The sequence below is a fragment of the Ruegeria sp. D6 genome (genome assembly GCF_056534365.1).
The window spans coordinates 253,242-270,009 of record NZ_JBQFPH010000001.1; the positions used below are offsets into that span (position 1 = coordinate 253,242).

A 16,768-nucleotide genomic window follows, 5' to 3' on the forward strand; every position below is an offset into this window, starting at 1 on the left:
GCGCGGCAATGCCCGCGCCGTTTTCGTTTGAGGACACGATGACAGTAAGACGTATCTCTTCGGGTGGTGAGTTTGAAGCCAAGGTTGGCTATTGCCGCGCGGTTGTCGCGGGTGGCTGGGTTCATATCGCGGGAACTGTTGGGCAAGGTGAAACGGTCGTGGAGCAATGCCGCTCGGCGCTGTCTATCATCGAAAACGCGCTGGCCGAGGCGGGTGCTTCATTCTCTGATGTCGTGCGCATCACTTATATGCTGCCGGATCGAACCGAATTTGAACCTTGCTGGCCCATTCTGGCCGAAACCTTTGGTGCGAACCCTCCTGCAGCGACGATGATCGAATGCGGATTGATCGATCCGAAATACCGGATTGAAATTGAAGTCACCGCTATCCTGCCGGAATGACGCAGGTAGCGCTGGCAGTACTGGACCTTAGCGTGCCTTTGGTCCATATCTTCTGGGACAGAAATGCCGGAGGCAGCCGATGGGAATCCTGAACAGTCTTTTGCGGGCCGTGACCTGGTGGAACGGGGCCACCCTGAACACGCAGTTCTACACTGCGCGCAAGGGGATCAAGGTCGGTGAGGACGACGAGGGCAACGTGTTCTATCGCAATGCCGACGACAGCAAGCGCTGGGTGATTTTCAATGGCGAAGCCGAGGCCAGCCGGATCGATCCCGATTGGCATGGCTGGCTGCACCGCACATGGGATGAACCGCCAACCGATAAACCTCTGGCGCACAAGTCCTGGGAAAAACCGCATCAGGAGAATCTGACCGGCACCGCGCTGGCCTATGCACCTGCCGGTTCTCTGCGTCGTGCCGATCCGGTTGAACGTAGCGATTACGAGGCGTGGAGCCCGGAATAAGCGAGGCCAGATGTCTAATCATACGAAGACCGAAGTTATCGTCGGCGGTGCCGTGCTGGCCTGCGCCATTGCGTTCGGTGTCTACGCCAGCCAATCCACAGGCTTGTCTCAATCCGGCGCAGGATACGAGCTGGGCGCGTCTTTCCGCTCGCTCGAAGGTGTGGGCGTTGGCACGGATGTACGCCTTGCCGGGGTCAAGATTGGGACGGTGACCGGCGTTACGCTAAACTCTGATACGTACCGTGCGGACACCCGATTTTCCGTGGCAGATGGTATTCTTATTCCAGACGATAGCGCCGCTGTGATTTCTTCCGAAGGCTTGCTGGGTGGCAACTTTGTTGAGGTTATGCCGGGCGGTTCCCCGTTCTATTTTGAGGCGGGTGATGAGATTACCGATACGCAAGGCGCGGTCAGCCTGATCTCGTTGCTGGTCAAATTCGTGGCCGGGGACGGAAGCGAATGATCCGCGCTGCACTGGTGGCTCTGATGGTCACCGCAACCGGAGCTGCTGCGCAGCAAAAGGTCGAATCCGGCCCCGGCGCCATGTTGCGCGGGTTGGACAAGGTCAGCGGGCAGACGGTGGACATCGAAATACAGAACGGCGAGACCACGTCGGTCTTTGGTCTGGATGTCGCGCTGGGTGATTGTCGCTATCCAGCCGAAAACCCGACAGGTGACGCCTTTGCCTATCTGACCATCTGGGAACAGGGTAAGGCGCAGCAGCTGTTTGATGGCTGGATGATTGCGACCTCACCCGCGCTGAACGCGTTGGATCACGCCCGCTACGATGTCTGGGTGATACGTTGTATCACACCCTGAGGGACCTGTTGCAGATCAGCGGTGAAATCTGCTTTCAGGTCAAGCGCTTGTTTCAATTCACTATGATAAACCGCACGCGGGATCTCGATCGCGCCTAACGAGGCCAGATGCGCCGTCAGAAACTGCGTATCGAACAGCGTGAACCCGGTTTGGCGCAGTCGATCCACCAGATAGGCAAGTGCAATCTTCGATGCGTCCGTGCGACGCGAGAACATGCTTTCGCCAAAAAAGGCCGCGCCGAGGACTACGCCGAAAACGCCGCCAATCAGTGAAGCGCCGTCCCAGACTTCGAGGGAATGCGCGCGGCCGGTCCGGTTTAGTTCCTGATACAGATGGCGCAGTTCGGGATTGATCCAGGTATCCGATCGGTCGGCGCAGCCATCCACGACGCCCGCAAAATCGCGATTGATGCTTACCGAAAACCCACAGGTCCGGATACGCCGCGCTAGGCTGCGGGAGATGTGGAACCCATCTAGGGGGAACACGCCGCGAAACTTCGGGTCGACCCAGAACAACTCGGGGTCGTCGCGATGCTCGGCCATCGGAAAAATGCCGATGGAATAGCCATGGAGCAGAAGTTCAGGGGAAAGGCTCATGCCGGGTGCCTCGGGGCCGAAGGGGGGTTATCCTTCGGCCCTTTGGTCAGATTAGGCCATGTTCTCCGCAAGCCAGTGCTCCAGCCAGTGGATGTTGTACTCGCCGCTGTGCAGGTCAGGTTCCTGCAGCAGGGCGTGGAACAGCGGCACGGTGGTGTCGATACCGTCGACGATCAACTCGCCCAAAGCACGTTCCAGACGGGCCAAAGCTTCAGCCCGGTCACGGCCCTGAACGATCAGTTTGGCGATCAACGAGTCGTAATACGGCGGGATCGAATAGCCGTCATAGAGCGCGGAATCCATCCGCACGCCCAGACCACCTGGCGCGTGATAGGCCGTAATCTTGCCCGGGCAGGGCGAGAAGTTCGGCAGTTTTTCCGCGTTGATGCGAACCTCGATGGCGTGGCCATTGATCTCAAGATCGTCCTGACCGAACGACATGTCCTCACCAGCGGCGACGCGGATTTGTTCGCGCACCAGATCGACGCCGAAGATGCCTTCGGTCACGGGGTGTTCCACTTGTAGACGCGTGTTCATTTCGATGAAGTAGAACTCGCCATTTTCATAGAGGAACTCGATGGTGCCCGCGCCGATATAGTTGATCTTGGCGACCGCGTCGGCGCAGATCTTACCGATCTTCGCACGTTCTTCCGGGGTGATGCTTGGGCCGGGTGCTTCTTCAAACACTTTCTGGTGACGACGCTGCAGCGAACAGTCGCGTTCGCCCAAATGCACTGCCTTTCCCTTGCCATCGCCGAAGACCTGAATCTCGATATGGCGCGGGGTGGTTAGATATTTCTCGATATAGACCTCGTCATTGCCAAAGGCGGCCTTGCCCTCGGCGCGTGCGGTCATGAAGGCGCTTTCCATTTCATCGGCACTTTGCGCGACTTTCATGCCGCGACCGCCGCCGCCGGCGGTGGCCTTGATGATCACGGGATAGCCGAATTCCTCGCCGATGCGCTTGGCGTCGGCCAGCGTTGGCACACCGCCGTCCGAACCGGGAACGCAAGGTACACCCAGTTCCTTCATCGTGTCCTTGGCGGTGATCTTGTCACCCATGACACGAATATGTTCGGCGGTGGGTCCGATGAAGGTAATGCCGTGATCTTCGACGATCTGCACGAACTCGGCATTCTCGGACAGGAAGCCATAGCCGGGATGGATCGCCTGCGCGCCGGTGATTTCACAGGCCGAGATGATCGCGGGCACGGACAGATAGCTTTGCGGGCTGGGCGGGGGGCCGATGCAGACCGATTCGTCCGCCATGCGCACATGCATCGCATCGCTGTCGGCGGTGGAGTGCACGGCAACCGTCTTGATCCCCATCTCGCGCGCAGCACGGATCACACGCAGGGCGATCTCGCCTCGGTTGGCAATCAGGATTTTGTCGAACATGGGCCCGCCTTACTCAACGATGACCAGAGGCGTGCCGAATTCCACAGCATCACCATCGCCGACTAGAATGCGTTTGATGGTGCCCGACTTGGGTGCGTGGATGTGGTTCATTGTCTTCATGGCTTCGACAATCAATAGCGTGTCACCTTCCGAGACCGATGCACCGACCGAGATAAACGCAGGCGCGCCCGGTTCCGGTTGCATGTAAACCGTACCCACCATGGGCGAGGTCACAGCGCCTGGATGGCTGGCGGGATCATCCACGGCAGCGGGCGCTTCGGCAGCGGCCGGCGCGGCAGCAGGTGCGGCAACCGGTGCAGCCGCAGGAACCGCAACCTGAACCGGAGCGGCCACGGTCTGCGACATGCGGCTGACACGGACATTCAGGCTGTCTTCCTCGCCATATTCGCGCTTGACCTGCAATTCGGTCAGGTCATTCTCGCGCAGCAGTTCGGCCAGTGCCTTGATAAACGCGACATCCGCTTCGTGTTTGGTATCTGTCATGAGTGTCCTCGAAGGTTCCCCTATGCCCGTCTGTTTGCTGCGGGCTTGGTTTGATTACGCAGGGTTATAAGCCATGCAGACGGCCATGAAAAGCGCCGTCTAAGCCTGCCAAATGGGGGTTTTTGCGCGAATTACGAGGGCTGTCGCGATTACAGCGGCGTTCCAGACAATTTTGCGACCAGTTCTGGTAGCTTGCGGGCTCCGTATTTTTCCAAAAGTCGGGCGCGATAGGCCTCGATCGTGCGGTAACTTAGCCCAAGTTCAACGCCAATTTCCTTCGCGGATAAACCCCGGCATGACAGGATGGCCACTTCGCGTTCGCGGGTTGTCAATTGCACCAAGGGGCGCTCTTCCGAGATGTCCGAGAAGCTCCATATCCCGTGCCGGAACGGATCGTCTGGCGTCAGCGAACGCCCCCGCGCGCGGCACCAGAACAGGTCACCGTCGCGTCGCCGCATCACCCGTTCGTCTGTGTAATAGCCTGTATCGCGCATCACCTGCAGACTACGCGCGCCGATCCGTTCCCAATCGGCGACCGAAGGATAAAGATGCAGCAGGGGCATGTTGCGATAGTCAACCTCATCCCCGCCAAAGGTCCGCGCAAATTGCAGATTGCACCGTCGGATGATCCGGTTTTCAAGCTCAACAAGGCCGATGGGGGCGTATTCAAAGGCGGGATCGCTCATGTTCTTATGGTGACGGGTATTGCGTCGAAAGAGAAGGGTGGGCGGCAGGAAAGGGCGGGTTTCTTTCTGTTGCTGTTGTCAAAGTTGTAAATCTTCTTTGAAAATTAGTCAGCAACAGATAATAAATACTTAGTTAATCTGCAAATCCAGCCGCAGTAGCCAAGGACATAAACGCCATGCGCGACACGCTGACCGGCAGCCGGATACGCGAAAGACGGCAAATCTCTGGGCTGCGACAGGCGGAACTGGCGCGGCAGGTGGGGATTTCGGCATCGTATCTGAACCTGATCGAACACAACCGCCGCCGCATTGGGGGCAAACTGCTCGTCGATATCGCGGCGGCTTTGTCCGTCGAGCCGTCGCTGCTGACAAAAGGGATCGAAGAGACGCTCATCGCCGCTCTGCGCGAGGCCGCGGCGGATGCAGTCGGTCAAAAGGCCGAGGTGGACGGGCTGGAAGAATTCGCCGGCCGCTTTCCCGGTTGGTCGGGTGTTCTGGCGCAAATGCATCGCCGCGTAGTGTCGCTGGAGCGCACTGTCGAAGTTCTTTCCGACCGACTGACCCATGACCCGCATCTGGCGGCCTCAATGCACGAGGTGCTGTCGACCGCCGCCGCCATCCGCTCAACAGCTGCAATCTTGGCTGAACCGGGAGAGATCGAACCGGAATGGCGCGACCGGTTCCATCGCAACTTGCATCAGGATGCCGAACGACTGGCCGAAAGCTCCAAAGCGCTGGTGACCTATTTGGATGACAGTGACGGGCAGCGCGATCTGCGCGGTATCCCACTGGACGCGGTCGAGGCGTTTTTTGCCGAGCAAGGATATCATTTCCCGGAACTCGAAGACGGTGGGCAATTGACCGAAGTGCCGCTGGATGGGCTCGATTCCGCTGCGGCCAACACTGTGGCCTCGGGGTTGCTGGACCTTTATGCCGCCGACGCGCGCGCTATGCCGCTGGATCAGGTGTGTGCCGCGCTGGATGCAGCAAACCCCGATCCGCTGGCGTTGGCGACGGTGTTTTCAGTGGATCTTGCTACGGTATTGCGACGGTTGGCCTTTCTGCCTGAAGGCACGCTGGCGCGTCCGGCTGGCTTGGTGATTTGCGACGCCTCCGGCAGCGTTCTGTTTTTTAAACCCGCGCCGGGGTTTGCCCTGCCGCGCCATGGCGAGGCCTGTCCGCTCTGGCCCTTGTTCACCGCCTTGAATCGGCCCTTGGTCCCGATCCGGAAACGGGTTGTTCAGCTTGGTCGAACCGCTGCTGAGTTTGAGTGTTTTGCAATCGCAACCCCTCAGCCAGCTAAGGAATTCGGGGCCGAGCCGGTCTATCGTTCGGTCATGCTGGTGCTGCCGGTCGAAGACACGGTGCAGCCTGCGGAAAACGCGGCGCAAGCCGGAGCCAGTTGTCGGATATGCCCGAAACGCGAATGCAGCGCGCGGCGCGAGCCATCGATCCTGAGCGAAGGGTTTTGACAGTTTCGTGACGCAGCGCTTAATCTGGGCTGGACGGGTGGCCGGACGTGCAATCCGTCATGGGGAGGATATGCAAATATGAGCCGCAAGGTTCTGTTGATCGAGGATGAGCCCAACATCACCGAGGCGATCCGGTTTCTGCTGACACGCGAGGGGTGGCAGGTTGAAACCCATGCCGAGGGAACGGATGCGGTGCAGGTGATTCTGTCCGCGCGGCCCAATCTGGTGATTCTGGATGTGATGTTGCCGGGAAAAAGCGGGATGGATGTGCTGCGTGATCTGCGCGAACATGATGATATGAAGGCGTTGCCGGTTTTGATGCTGACCGCGCGCGGGCAATCCCGGGATCGTGAAATGGCCGAACAGGCAGGGGTCAGCCGATTCATGACCAAGCCGTTTTCGAACACCGAAGTCCTGACAGCGGTACGTGACCTGCATGCGCAGGCGTCTCAGTTATGAGCTCCGCGGGCGACGGCAAAGATCGGCCCTCGCCAGTTCGTCCGTCCCTGTTTCTGGAACGGCAAAGCTATCGTCGGCGCAGGCTGGCGGATGCAGCGCGGCTGCTGCCTTTTCTGGGTGCCGCAATGCTCGCGCTGCCGCTTCTATGGCCTGATGACAGCGCAGGCGCCGAGGCTCTGTCGCTGTCGACGGCCATGTTCTACATCTTTGCATGCTGGGGTGTTCTGATCCTGATCAGCGTGATCTTCGGCTTCGTCGCCAAACGCATGACCGCGCGCGAGACTGCCGAGCCCGAGGCCGAGACATGGCAACCCTGAATGTCCTGATTCTGGTCTGTCTGGGCTATGTGGTTCTTCTGTTCGGTGTCGCCTTCGCAGCGGACCGGCTGGCTGCGCGTGGCGGCGGGAAATGGTTGCGTTCCCCGCTAATCTACACCCTATCACTGTCGATCTATTGCACTGCATGGACGTTTTATGGCGCGGTTGGCAACGCCGCGCGTTCTGGGCTTGAATTCGTAACCATCTATCTGGGTCCTACACTGGTGATGATCAGCTGGTGGTGGGGCCTGCGCAAACTCGTACGCATCGGACGCAGCCAGCGCGTGACGTCGATCGCTGACCTGATCTCGTCACGATACGGCAAGTCCAACACACTGGCGGTGTGCGTGACCATTCTGGCGGTGTTGGGCGGCACACCTTATATCGCGCTGCAATTGCAGTCGATCACGCTGTCCTTTTCGATCTTTGCCGAGGCCGATCCCTCAGGACTCTATCGCGAAGGCTCCAGTGTGTTCTGGGTCGCGGCGGGCTTGGCCGTCTTCGCGATCCTCTTCGGGACGCGCAATCTGGATGCCAATGAGCGCCACCACGGCGTTGTTACCGCTATTGCGTTGGAATCTGTGGTGAAACTCTTCGCCCTTCTGGCCGTTGGCATCTTTGTTGTCTGGGGCGTCGCTGGCGGCTTGGGGCCGATGATGGATCAGATCGATGCCTCGGAAATTGGCCAATGGCATGTGGATGCCGGGCGCTGGACCACTTTCATTTTTCTTTCGGCGGCGGCCTTTGTCTGCTTGCCGCGGATGTTTCAGGTCATGGTGGTCGAGAATGACGATGAGAGCCACCTGCGCACCGCCGCCTGGGCCTTTCCGCTCTACCTGCTGCTGATGAGCTTGTTTGTCGTGCCCATCGCCGTCGTTGGGTTGGACCTGATGCCCGAAGGCTCGAACCCCGACCTGTTTGTGCTGACCGTGCCGCTGTCGCAGGGCAATGACTGGTTGGCGATGCTGTCGTTCATCGGCGGGTTTTCCTCGGCCACATCAATGGTGATCGTTACCGCGATGGCGCTGTCAACCATGGTTTCGAACCATGTGGTCATGCCGATCTGGCTGAATACGCAGGAAGGCACCGCGTCGGTCTCTGGTGATGTGCGAACAGTCGTGCTGATGGCGCGGCGCGTCTCGATCGCGGCGATCATGGCGTTGGGCTATTTCTACTTCCAGCTTTCGGGGGGCGGGGCTGCCCTGACCTCGATCGGGCTGGTGGCCTTTGCCGGGATTTCCCAGATTCTGCCCGCACTGGTGGGCGGCCTGTTCTGGCGCGGCGCGACCCGAACTGGGGCGTTGGTCGGGCTCAGCGTCGGGTTCTTTCTCTGGATTTACACACTGCTGCTGCCTGGCATGGGTGGCGGCATTGTCCCGGCATCGGTGATTGAAAACGGACCCTTCGGCTGGGGCTGGCTCCGCCCGCAGGCGCTGTTCGGGATCGAAGGGATCGACCCGATGGTGCATACGGTCATGTGGTCGCTGTCGCTGAATACAATCGCCTTCTGTGTCGCCTCGATGCTCAGCTTCCCCAGCCCGCTGGAACGCCTTCAGGGTGCGCAATTCGTAAATGTATTTGACCATTCGGTTTCAGCCCGTGGCTGGACCGGTTCGGTGGCGCAAAGCGAAGACCTGATGATTATGACCCAGCGGATTCTGGGCACTATTCCCGCGCAAGAGTTCTTTCAAGCCGAAGCCGAGCGCCAGAATGGTCGCCCCGGACGACTGCCCGAGCCTACGCCGCAGTTTCTGGAACGGCTGGAACGCGAACTCAGCGGCTCGGTCGGGGCCGCAACCGCCCATGCGATGATCGGTCAGATCGTTGGCGGGGCGTCTGTTTCTGTCGAAGACCTGTTGGCCGTTGCCGACGAATCCGCGCAGATGTTGGAATATTCCAGCCAGCTTGAGGCGAAATCGACTGAGCTCAGCCGCACAGCGCGTCAATTGCGCGAGGCGAATGCCAAGCTTACTCAAGTCTCGAAACAGAAAGACGCGTTTCTTAGCCAGGTCAGCCACGAATTGCGCACGCCCATGACCTCGATTCGGGCGTTTTCTGAAATTATGCGCGACACCGATGGCCTCAGCGCCGAGGAACAAATCCGTTATGCTGCGATCATACATGATGAATCGCTGCGTCTGACCCGGCTACTGGATGATCTGCTCGACCTTAGCGTGCTGGAAAGCGGCCAGGTTAGCCTGAACATGGGCGAAGCCACCCTAAGCGAAGTTCTGGACCGCGCCGTTTCAAGCGCGCTGGCGGGCAGTGATCGAAAGATTGGCGTACGGCGGGTGCGCGCAAGTGAACGTATCCCGCTGCACACGGATCTCGACCGGCTGGGGCAGGTGTTCATCAACCTGATTTCCAACGCCCAGAAATATTGCGACGCCATTGAACCGGTGCTGACCATCTCGGCCCATGATGTCGGCGGGCAAGTGGTAATCGATTTCATCGACAACGGTGGTGGTATCCCGGCCGAGGCGCAATCGATGGTATTCGAAAAATTTGCCCGCGTCGGCTCGGACAAGGCAGGCGGGGCAGGGTTGGGGCTGGCGATCTGCCGAGAGATTATGCAGCGCTTGGGCGGCGAAGTTGCCTATCTGCCGGGGCAGGGAGGGGCGGCCTTCCGCGTCAGCCTTCCGCTGGCTTTTCGTCAGGCCGCGCAATGAGGGCGTCATAAAGACATTCGTAACCTCCGCCGGGTTAGACAAATTGTCATCGCATCGACAAACGGCGGAATGGGGCCATGACCACATCAGCACTGGCACGAAAGCTTTCAGCGGGGCAATGCGGTGCCGACACGCCCCGCTCGGTCCTGCGCGCCTTGCGGCTGGGGTTGGCACGCGCCTCCGGCGAAAGCATGGGGCTGGCGCTGTCGGTCATCGGGGCAAAGCAGGCCGTACGTGCGCAGGAAGATATAGCCGACCGGCTGAATGAGGGGTGGTTGATGCTGCTGTTTACCTCGGATCAGGGCGGCCTGGCTGCGGCCTGTCTGGACCCGGGTTGCGTCTCTGCCATCGTCCAGCAGCAAACGATTGCCATGGTCACCTCTGACCCACCACCCGAGCGTGCGTTTACCGACACCGACGCTGCCATGGTCGCCCCTCTGATCGAGGATATGCTGAGCAGGGCGCTGAAACTGGTTGAGTCCCCGGCAGACATGGCCAGCCTGTCCGGGTATGAGTTCACCTCACGCGCCGAAGGTCGGCGCGCACTGAACCTGGCGCTGGTGGATGAGGTCTATCGCATGTTTGATCTGACGGTCGAACTTGCCGGTGGTCCGCGTCAGGGCGAGGTCAGTATCCTGCTGCCCGAACGCCCGCTCTCGGATCAGGAACAGGTTGCGGATATCACCCAATCGGAGGTGAATCTTGATCAGGCATCCGGGGTAATTCGGGCTGAGCTGAACACCGTGATCTGCCGCCTGTCTTTGCCGCTGACAGCGCTTTCGGAATTGTCCGTCGGGGGTGTCCTGCCGCTGCAGGGCGCGCGGGTGGATCGGGTTGAAGTTCTGTCAATCGATCGTGCCCGAACCGCCATCGGACGTCTGGGTCAGTGCGGCGGAATGCGTGCGGTACGGATCAACGAACAAGGCCCTCCTTCTGCGTTGCCCGCCAAAGACTGCGCCGGATTTCTGGCCAGCAATTCAAGCTTGACGCCCTCGGCCCCAGATGACGAGATGTCGTCCCCGCTTGATGACGATATTGTAGCGCATGATCTGGCGACCGAGGATTCCCTCCTGGAACCCGACGACTTGTTGCCTGCCAGTTCCGAACAGCGTGTCACGGAAATCTCGCACCTCGCCGGTCTGCCAGCGCCCGAAGGCAATGGCCGCGATTGAGGGGCTTACCCGCGCCCTCGCAGCTGTTCCAATGCCGGGCGTAACCCGTCGAGCGCATAGCCCGCTTTTCCGGTCGCATCGAGGATTTCATCCGTGCTTAGCCGATCGCACTGTCCCAGCGCCCAGACCACCGAACATCGTGTGCCAGAGGCGCAATAGGCCAGAACCGGCCCGCTGCAGCTTTCGGCCAGATCGCGTTGCAGCGCCACGTTTTCCGGTGTCATCGTCTGGTGTGTCAACTCCAGAACCTCATATTCCATCCCGGCCTCGCGAACGGCTTGACCGATGGCGTCTGACTGCTGATCCGGCGGTACTTCGGTATTGGGACGGTTGCAGATCACCTTGACGAAACCGGCCTCGGCAATGGCTGGCACGTCCTCCACCGAGATCTGAGGTGAGACGGCGTAGCGGGGGGTTATCGGTCGAATCTCCATGGCAATTGCTTAGGCTGCGTCGGCGATCCTGTCCAGTTGCGCACCCAGCTTTGGTGCGGCAAACATGCCTGCGATCATCGCAATCAGGAACACAATCCCGCCAACGCCCCCATATCCAAGCGAGGCCATCGCCGGGCCCGGGCACAAACCCGCCAATCCCCAACCGACGCCGAACAGGACCGACCCGACGATCAGACGGCGATCCAGTTCAACACGGGGCGGGGTGGGGAATTGTCCGCCCACAACAGGGACCCTGTTCCGTGTCAATCGCCACGCCACCAGCATCGGCAGGATCGCCCCGCCCATGACAAAGGCGAGCGTCGGGTCCCAATTGCCGAACACATCCAGCCACCCCTGCACCTTGGTGGTGTCGGTCATGCCTGAGATCAAAAGCCCGATGCCGAACAGCGATCCGGCGAGAAAAGCAAACACTGCGCGCATTAGATCACCCCCAAAGCATGGCGAAACAGCGCAACCGTCAGGCCACCTGCAAGGATGTAGAACACCGTTGCGACGATCCCGCGCAACGAGAAGCGAGAAATCCCACAAACGCCGTGACCCGACGTGCAGCCATTGGCGATCCGTGTTCCAGCCCCCACCAGCAGCCCAGCAAGGATCACGATCGCCAGATCCGGGGTCAAATGGGTCTCGGCCTGCGGCGCAATCAATGGGCGCAGCAATAAGGGCATCACGATCAAGCCCGCGACGAAAGCCAGGCGTTCAGTCATTACGCTCCGGTCGCTGCGTTCCAGCAGCCCGCCCAATATGCCGCTCGCCCCCATGATCCGCCCATTACACAGCAGATAAACGCTGGCACCTAGCCCGATCAGCAGACCACCAGCCAGACCCGAAATCCATTCGATATTCATTGTCTCATCTGCCCTCGTATCAAAGCTTATTGACTGGGATTTTCATGAAAACGTCGCCCTGCTCATCCGCTGGTGGCATCTGACCGGCCCGCATATTGACCTGCAGCGAGGGCAAAATCAGGCGCGGCATCGCAAGGGTTGCATCCCGCGCATCGCGCATCTCGACAAATTCTTCGACGCTGCGGCCCTGACCGATATGAACGTTCAGCGCCTTCTGTTCGCCAACTGTGGTCTCCCACGCGTATTCATCGCGACCAGGCGCTTTGTAATCATGGCCTACAAAAATCCGCGTCTCGTCAGGCAGAGACAGGATTTTCTGGATCGAGTCATACAGGTCCGCCGATGACCCGCCGGGAAAATCGCATCGGGCAGTTCCGAAATCTGGCATGAACAGCGTATCGCCCACAAAGGCCGCATCGCCGATCACATAGGTCATGCAGGCTGGCGTATGGCCTGGCGTGTGCAAAACGTCCCCGCGCATCTGGCCGATGTGAAAGCTGGACCCTTCGGCAAACAGTGCATCGAACTGGCTGCCATCACGCTGAAACTCGGTGCCTTCGTTGAAGACCTTGCCGAACGTGTCCTGAACGACCACGATATTCTCGCCAATCCCGATCTGACCACCCAGCTTTTCCTGTAGGTAAGGGGCTGCTGACAGGTGGTCGGCATGGACATGGCTTTCCAGAATCCATTCCACCTTCAGTCCCTGTGCCGTCACATAGTCGACAATCTGGTCGGCCGAGCTGGTGTCGGTCCGCCCCGAGGCGTGATCGAAATCCAATACACTGTCGATGATGGCGCAGGCCTGCCCCTGAGGTTCCTGCACAACGTAAGAGACGGTGAAGGTCTGCGGGTCGAAAAAAGCTTTCACACTTGGCGTCATGGGTTCCTCCGTTCAGCTTGCATACATATAACAATAGTGGAATATGTTTAAAGCCCCTAATCACGAGTTGATGTCTGTCAAAGCAATCTCCGCAATTTGAGCGTATGCTTTAGGCGACCATGGACATATTGAGGGTTTTTTGCCTGACTAGGCAAGAATTCGCGATGTTTTGTTCCGGTCTCGTGCTCGTCTTAAACTCGTTACCTGTATCAGGCACATTGGCACCATATGGGAGGAAGGAAATGACTGCTCAGGATCTTTTTACCGAAGCGGAACGGCTTGAACAAAAGCTGAATGGTGCGTGTCTTGAGACCCGGCTAGAGCTTCAGCCACATGTCAGCATGGTTCTGGATAAAATGCGCGCGCAGGGGGTTCATATCCCATCGCGCTTGCGTCGGCTGGATGCTGCGCTATGCGAAGACGTGCTTGAAGCGCGGTTCGACAATATGCCGATCTGATCGATCTGGTTATCCCAGCGAAATGCCCAGGATAACCATCATCAGCCCAAGTACCGACAGGAAAAGCGACGCCAGATTCCAAGGCAGAACCCCCTGAACTGCAGCGCGCAACTCGTCATCCGTCAGGTTGGCTTTGCGCGCTTTCATCACTTGCAGGATGCACCAGACCAGACCGACCAGCCCGGCCACAGACAGGGCGGCCCCGCCCCAGACGATAATGTCGAACATGGTTGTTTACGCTCACCCTTTGAATCCGTGACCGCGCTTATCGGATCGGCGCAGGTCAGACAAGCCCGCCGTGCAGAATGCACGCTTGCGGTCGGGTCGGTGCCGATGTATCCGGCACCTTATTTTCAGCCCTTGGGAGAGACGCAGATGGAAGACATCACCGAAGATCAGGCCGCAGCCAACTACCGAGTGACCGCAGGCGAGCTGCGCCAGTTCGTCGAACGGTTCGAGCGTCTTGAGGCCGAAAAGAAAGATATCGCCGACCAGCAGAAAGAGGTCATGGCCGAGGCCAAGGCCCGCGGCTACGACACCAAGGTCATGCGCAAGGTCGTTGCCCTGCGCAAGCGCGACAAGGACGACATCGCCGAGGAAGAGGCGGTGCTGGAAATGTACAAGGAAGCGCTGGGCATGTAGCGCCAGCCGGTTACGGGTTCAGAAAACGTATATCTGGCATGGTCTGCAGCCGTGCCAGATCCTGCTCATAAAGCTCGGTAAAGGCGGTAACGATATCTTCGTTCCAGCCAGGCAGCTCCACCTCTTCTTCGATTTCATCCGTCAGCGCATGCTGCTGAAACACCTGCGCCAGCCTGCCCCTGAGCACGGGATCATTGGGGGCCGCTTGATGCTCTAACAAGCTCTGAATCTCCTGTTTGCCCATGTCTGAGACAAGTGAGGACAGCAGAGCGTATTCCTGTTCCAGCGGCGTGTCCTCGGGTAGCCCTACAAGTGCGCGCGCGATGTCGCCGCAGATCAGCGGCGAATCCTCGTTGCTCCACAAAGTGATTTTGACATCTGGCGCTAGGTCGCGAATGTCTTCGATCATGGCGAGCCAACTCAGGCAACTCAGATCGGTGGTGGCAATGATATGCTCGCGCTCAGGCGCCGACAGCAGCATCAGCACCTTGGGAATAAAGCTGCCGGGATTACGTAGCCCCACGAATAGCTCAACCGTCGAATCGCTGAACAGATTATCCAGATAGGCTAACCTTTGACCGGCATTCGCGTAAAATTGCCCATCCATGATGATGGAAGGCCGTTCCCCCAGGTAAAGCGCGCTCGACAAGATCGCCCGGTCGACCTGCTGCCCATTGGGGAACAGTTTATGAAATCGCGCCAGTGTATCCTGATGTGATGGCCGGTCGGCAGAGGGTTTCAGCGCAGGTCGAAAGATCTTTCTGAACGGACGAAGCCCCCAGAAGGCAGTATGATTTCCCGCAACCAGATCCGCATTCACCTGCAGTAGATTGAGCAGGTGATCATGGTCGGTAAAGTGCGCTCCGGCTTGGATGACCATCTGCATATCGGAATTGTCCTTACCTCGGTCGGGATCGCCGTTTGGGTTACAACCTGTCCCCGGTGCAGTCAAATTCGGATGAGGCCTGATATTACTGTTATCCTAAGGCAAACCAGCACAAAGTTAAGATGACCCGAAATTTCGGGCTTGCAGTCCCTGTTCCGAGATATTAATCGACACCCAGTGCCCCTATAGCTCAGCTGGTAGAGCAACTGATTTGTAATCAGTAGGTCCGCGGTTCGAGTCCGTGTGGGGGCACCATCTCTTCAGATATCTATGTATATTTGCTCGATCTGGCTCGCGACCTATGTGGTCTTGGGGGAAACATAGGGGAACAAAAGACTCAGAAGTCGCGCTTTATTGTGCGTCAAATCTTACTGCGATGCTCCGCGCTCATCGCCCGTTTTCTACAATTAAAACACGGCCGTCCAATGTCGGGGTTTACCAGGAACCCGGCACCCGTAACCATCGGAAACCAGCAAATATCGCTTTAAGCGCTCGACCCTTAGTCTTCTTTATTAAGTTTTGATTAATCTCGAATCAAACAGACGCTGATCTCTTGTACGCTAGACGCGCCAGAGCCACTTACTCAGATAACTATTTGGTATTTGAGAGGCAATCGAGATGAACAAAGCACTGACAACCTGTGCGCTTGCGACCTCACTGCTCTTGGCTGCTTGCGGGGCTCCGACGACGCCAACTCAGGCGCAGGTACAGCAAGACGCCCGCTGCGCTGCGGGAATCCTTGGTGGCGCTGCCCTTGGGGGAGTGGTTGGAAATCGGTTCGGTGGCGGTACAGGCAAGACACTCGCGACTGCAGCAGGTGCAGGCGCTGGGATGTATGCAGGGCAATCAGCTTGCAATTGACAACCTTGCAATAAACCCTCTTACCCCAAGCTCGTTTTTGGCTCCGCAAATATTGTTTTCGCAGGTCATTTAGTTGCCCTGTCTGGCGGTTGCGCGCCTAGCTTCCTGGATGTGCCAAATTCAAGGTCAACTGGCTCAGCAGCAATCCCATTACTGCGTCGTTTCTCGCCGATGGGGTTCGCGGGTCGGAACTGAGAAAGCATAACCGTTATGGGGCAGGGTATAAGGGCTTTGCCCCTTCACGCGGTATCCTTCGATTGATTGTTATCCAATCACGGCTCGGCTGGGCGTGCTTGCTCGGGGCGCACTTCGTCATCCGCCACTTCGTCCGAAGGTTTCAAAGACAAGGGCGGGTCTTCGGGCTCTTCCGAGATTGGGGCAGGGGCGGCAGGAGTTTTGGCCAGAACCTCTTCGGGTCCCGGGACTGCGCGCGCGGTTGGGGCGGTGTCCTCTTCGACGAGTTCGGGCTGTTCAGGTTTTTCCAACGCCAGAGCCCGGCGGAAAACCAACACGTTGCGCCAGTTGGTGGTTGACCCGGTCAGCCCCGAACGTTCTTCGCTGGGCAGCAATTCGGCGCGCTGATACTCCCAGCCATCCTGTCCCATCTGGTTCAGCAGTTGCTCGATCGAGGTGGCAAACCGGCCCTCGGGCGTTTTCACGCCCTTCGCCTTGGTGCCCTTTTGCGGAGCGGGGACAACTTTGTATTCGTAGCGCTGCATCAACTGGTCCTGATTGCCGTGTCGGGGCAAATTAACATTTTGACAGGCGGGCGAAAGCCA

Annotated in this window: 23 protein-coding genes and 1 tRNA gene; 13 read left to right on the forward strand and 11 right to left on the reverse strand. The window is 58.8% G+C overall.

What is annotated here, in order from left to right:
- The first annotated feature begins 38 nt into the window (after nt 1-38).
- From ACR0A1_RS01225 to ACR0A1_RS01240, 4 genes are all read left to right on the forward strand, one after another.
- Nucleotides 39-401 (forward strand): RidA family protein, encoded by a 363-nt coding sequence (locus ACR0A1_RS01225; protein WP_170663838.1) that lies wholly within the window; start codon nt 39-41, stop codon nt 399-401.
- A 79-nt stretch (nt 402-480) separates the two neighbouring features.
- Nucleotides 481-864: an NADH:ubiquinone oxidoreductase subunit NDUFA12 gene (locus tag ACR0A1_RS01230; RefSeq protein WP_010443266.1), complete on the forward strand. Its 384-nt coding sequence runs from the start codon at nt 481-483 to the stop codon at nt 862-864.
- A gap of 10 nt (nt 865-874) precedes the next feature.
- Nucleotides 875-1,327 (forward strand): outer membrane lipid asymmetry maintenance protein MlaD, encoded by a 453-nt coding sequence (gene mlaD, locus ACR0A1_RS01235; RefSeq protein ID WP_170466091.1) that lies wholly within the window; start codon nt 875-877, stop codon nt 1,325-1,327.
- Nucleotides 1,324-1,683, forward strand: a complete 360-nt coding sequence (locus tag ACR0A1_RS01240) for a DUF2155 domain-containing protein (protein WP_170799915.1) — start codon at nt 1,324-1,326, stop codon at nt 1,681-1,683. Before mlaD ends, ACR0A1_RS01240 begins: the two co-directional genes overlap by 4 nt.
- On the opposite strand, the gene aat is transcribed toward ACR0A1_RS01240, so the two are convergent.
- The 4 genes from aat to ACR0A1_RS01260 all read right to left on the reverse strand — a co-directional run bounded on the left by aat (nt 1,647) and on the right by ACR0A1_RS01260 (nt 4,867).
- On the reverse strand, nt 1,647-2,279 hold the full coding sequence (gene aat, locus ACR0A1_RS01245; protein ID WP_480865919.1) for a leucyl/phenylalanyl-tRNA--protein transferase: 633 nt from the start codon (nt 2,277-2,279) through the stop codon (nt 1,647-1,649). The genes ACR0A1_RS01240 and aat overlap by 37 nt on opposite strands.
- 51 nt (nt 2,280-2,330) lie before the next feature.
- Nucleotides 2,331-3,677 carry an acetyl-CoA carboxylase biotin carboxylase subunit gene (gene accC / locus ACR0A1_RS01250; RefSeq protein WP_170635420.1) on the reverse strand — a complete coding sequence of 449 codons (1,347 nt, stop codon included), beginning with the start codon at nt 3,675-3,677 and terminating at the stop codon, nt 2,331-2,333.
- Nucleotides 3,678-3,686: 9 nt separating this feature from the next.
- Nucleotides 3,687-4,181, reverse strand: a complete 495-nt coding sequence (accB, locus tag ACR0A1_RS01255) for an acetyl-CoA carboxylase biotin carboxyl carrier protein (protein ID WP_170397178.1) — start codon at nt 4,179-4,181, stop codon at nt 3,687-3,689.
- A gap of 149 nt (nt 4,182-4,330) precedes the next feature.
- Nucleotides 4,331-4,867 carry a helix-turn-helix domain-containing protein gene (locus tag ACR0A1_RS01260; protein WP_170397176.1) on the reverse strand — a complete coding sequence of 179 codons (537 nt, stop codon included), beginning with the start codon at nt 4,865-4,867 and terminating at the stop codon, nt 4,331-4,333.
- Between the two features lie 176 nt (nt 4,868-5,043).
- On the opposite strand from ACR0A1_RS01260, the gene ACR0A1_RS01265 reads away from it, so the two are divergent.
- The 5 genes from ACR0A1_RS01265 to ACR0A1_RS01285 all read left to right on the forward strand — a co-directional run bounded on the left by ACR0A1_RS01265 (nt 5,044) and on the right by ACR0A1_RS01285 (nt 10,956).
- Nucleotides 5,044-6,339, forward strand: coding sequence for a short-chain fatty acyl-CoA regulator family protein (locus tag ACR0A1_RS01265; protein ID WP_480865922.1), 1,296 nt, complete (start codon nt 5,044-5,046; stop codon nt 6,337-6,339).
- A 78-nt stretch (nt 6,340-6,417) separates the two neighbouring features.
- Nucleotides 6,418-6,798, forward strand: a complete 381-nt coding sequence (locus ACR0A1_RS01270) for a response regulator transcription factor (protein ID WP_170397172.1) — start codon at nt 6,418-6,420, stop codon at nt 6,796-6,798.
- Entirely contained in the window at nt 6,795-7,115 is a 321-nt protein-coding gene (locus ACR0A1_RS01275) for a hypothetical protein (protein ID WP_170397170.1), read from the forward strand. Before ACR0A1_RS01270 ends, ACR0A1_RS01275 begins: the two co-directional genes overlap by 4 nt.
- Entirely contained in the window at nt 7,103-9,784 is a 2,682-nt protein-coding gene (locus tag ACR0A1_RS01280) for an ATP-binding protein (RefSeq protein ID WP_170397168.1), read from the forward strand. Before ACR0A1_RS01275 ends, ACR0A1_RS01280 begins: the two co-directional genes overlap by 13 nt.
- A gap of 77 nt (nt 9,785-9,861) precedes the next feature.
- Nucleotides 9,862-10,956 (forward strand): FliM/FliN family flagellar motor C-terminal domain-containing protein, encoded by a 1,095-nt coding sequence (locus ACR0A1_RS01285; RefSeq protein ID WP_480865924.1) that lies wholly within the window; start codon nt 9,862-9,864, stop codon nt 10,954-10,956.
- 5 nt (nt 10,957-10,961) lie between these two features.
- Here the strand turns inward: ACR0A1_RS01285 and ACR0A1_RS01290 are convergent, their stop codons facing one another.
- Genes ACR0A1_RS01290 through ACR0A1_RS01305 form a run of 4 tightly spaced genes read right to left on the reverse strand, consistent with a single transcriptional unit; the run spans nt 10,962 to nt 13,142 of the window.
- A complete protein-coding gene (locus ACR0A1_RS01290) occupies nt 10,962-11,390 on the reverse strand; it encodes a protein tyrosine phosphatase family protein (protein ID WP_170397163.1) in 429 nt (142 codons plus the stop codon).
- A gap of 9 nt (nt 11,391-11,399) precedes the next feature.
- Nucleotides 11,400-11,831: a DUF6691 family protein gene (locus ACR0A1_RS01295; RefSeq protein ID WP_170404153.1), complete on the reverse strand. Its 432-nt coding sequence runs from the start codon at nt 11,829-11,831 to the stop codon at nt 11,400-11,402.
- On the reverse strand, nt 11,831-12,259 hold the full coding sequence (locus tag ACR0A1_RS01300; protein ID WP_170404150.1) for a YeeE/YedE family protein: 429 nt from the start codon (nt 12,257-12,259) through the stop codon (nt 11,831-11,833). The genes ACR0A1_RS01295 and ACR0A1_RS01300 overlap by 1 nt, the downstream gene beginning before the upstream one ends.
- A 19-nt stretch (nt 12,260-12,278) precedes the next feature.
- Nucleotides 12,279-13,142: an MBL fold metallo-hydrolase gene (locus tag ACR0A1_RS01305; RefSeq protein WP_480865926.1), complete on the reverse strand. Its 864-nt coding sequence runs from the start codon at nt 13,140-13,142 to the stop codon at nt 12,279-12,281.
- 242 nt (nt 13,143-13,384) lie between these two features.
- Between ACR0A1_RS01305 and ACR0A1_RS01310 the strand changes: the two genes are divergently transcribed.
- Nucleotides 13,385-13,600 (forward strand): hypothetical protein, encoded by a 216-nt coding sequence (locus ACR0A1_RS01310; RefSeq protein ID WP_170397156.1) that lies wholly within the window; start codon nt 13,385-13,387, stop codon nt 13,598-13,600.
- A 9-nt stretch (nt 13,601-13,609) separates the two neighbouring features.
- Here the strand turns inward: ACR0A1_RS01310 and ACR0A1_RS01315 are convergent, their stop codons facing one another.
- A complete protein-coding gene (locus tag ACR0A1_RS01315) occupies nt 13,610-13,828 on the reverse strand; it encodes a hypothetical protein (RefSeq protein WP_170397154.1) in 219 nt (72 codons plus the stop codon).
- A gap of 147 nt (nt 13,829-13,975) precedes the next feature.
- On the opposite strand from ACR0A1_RS01315, the gene ACR0A1_RS01320 reads away from it, so the two are divergent.
- Entirely contained in the window at nt 13,976-14,242 is a 267-nt protein-coding gene (locus ACR0A1_RS01320; RefSeq protein ID WP_170397751.1) for a DUF2312 domain-containing protein, read from the forward strand.
- Between the two features lie 10 nt (nt 14,243-14,252).
- On the opposite strand, the gene ACR0A1_RS01325 is transcribed toward ACR0A1_RS01320, so the two are convergent.
- On the reverse strand, nt 14,253-15,128 hold the full coding sequence (locus ACR0A1_RS01325) for a hypothetical protein (RefSeq protein ID WP_170733218.1): 876 nt from the start codon (nt 15,126-15,128) through the stop codon (nt 14,253-14,255).
- Nucleotides 15,129-15,307: 179 nt separating this feature from the next.
- Here ACR0A1_RS01325 and ACR0A1_RS01330 point away from each other — a divergent pair.
- A tRNA-Thr gene (locus tag ACR0A1_RS01330) sits at nt 15,308-15,383 on the forward strand.
- A gap of 363 nt (nt 15,384-15,746) precedes the next feature.
- The gene (locus ACR0A1_RS01335; RefSeq protein ID WP_170397150.1) at nt 15,747-15,989 is read left to right on the forward strand and encodes a glycine zipper 2TM domain-containing protein; all 243 of its coding nucleotides are present in this window, start codon (nt 15,747-15,749) and stop codon (nt 15,987-15,989) included.
- Nucleotides 15,990-16,261: 272 nt separating this feature from the next.
- Here the strand turns inward: ACR0A1_RS01335 and ACR0A1_RS01340 are convergent, their stop codons facing one another.
- Nucleotides 16,262-16,708 carry a DUF4177 domain-containing protein gene (locus ACR0A1_RS01340; protein ID WP_170397148.1) on the reverse strand — a complete coding sequence of 149 codons (447 nt, stop codon included), beginning with the start codon at nt 16,706-16,708 and terminating at the stop codon, nt 16,262-16,264.
- Nucleotides 16,709-16,768: the final 60 nt, after the last annotated feature.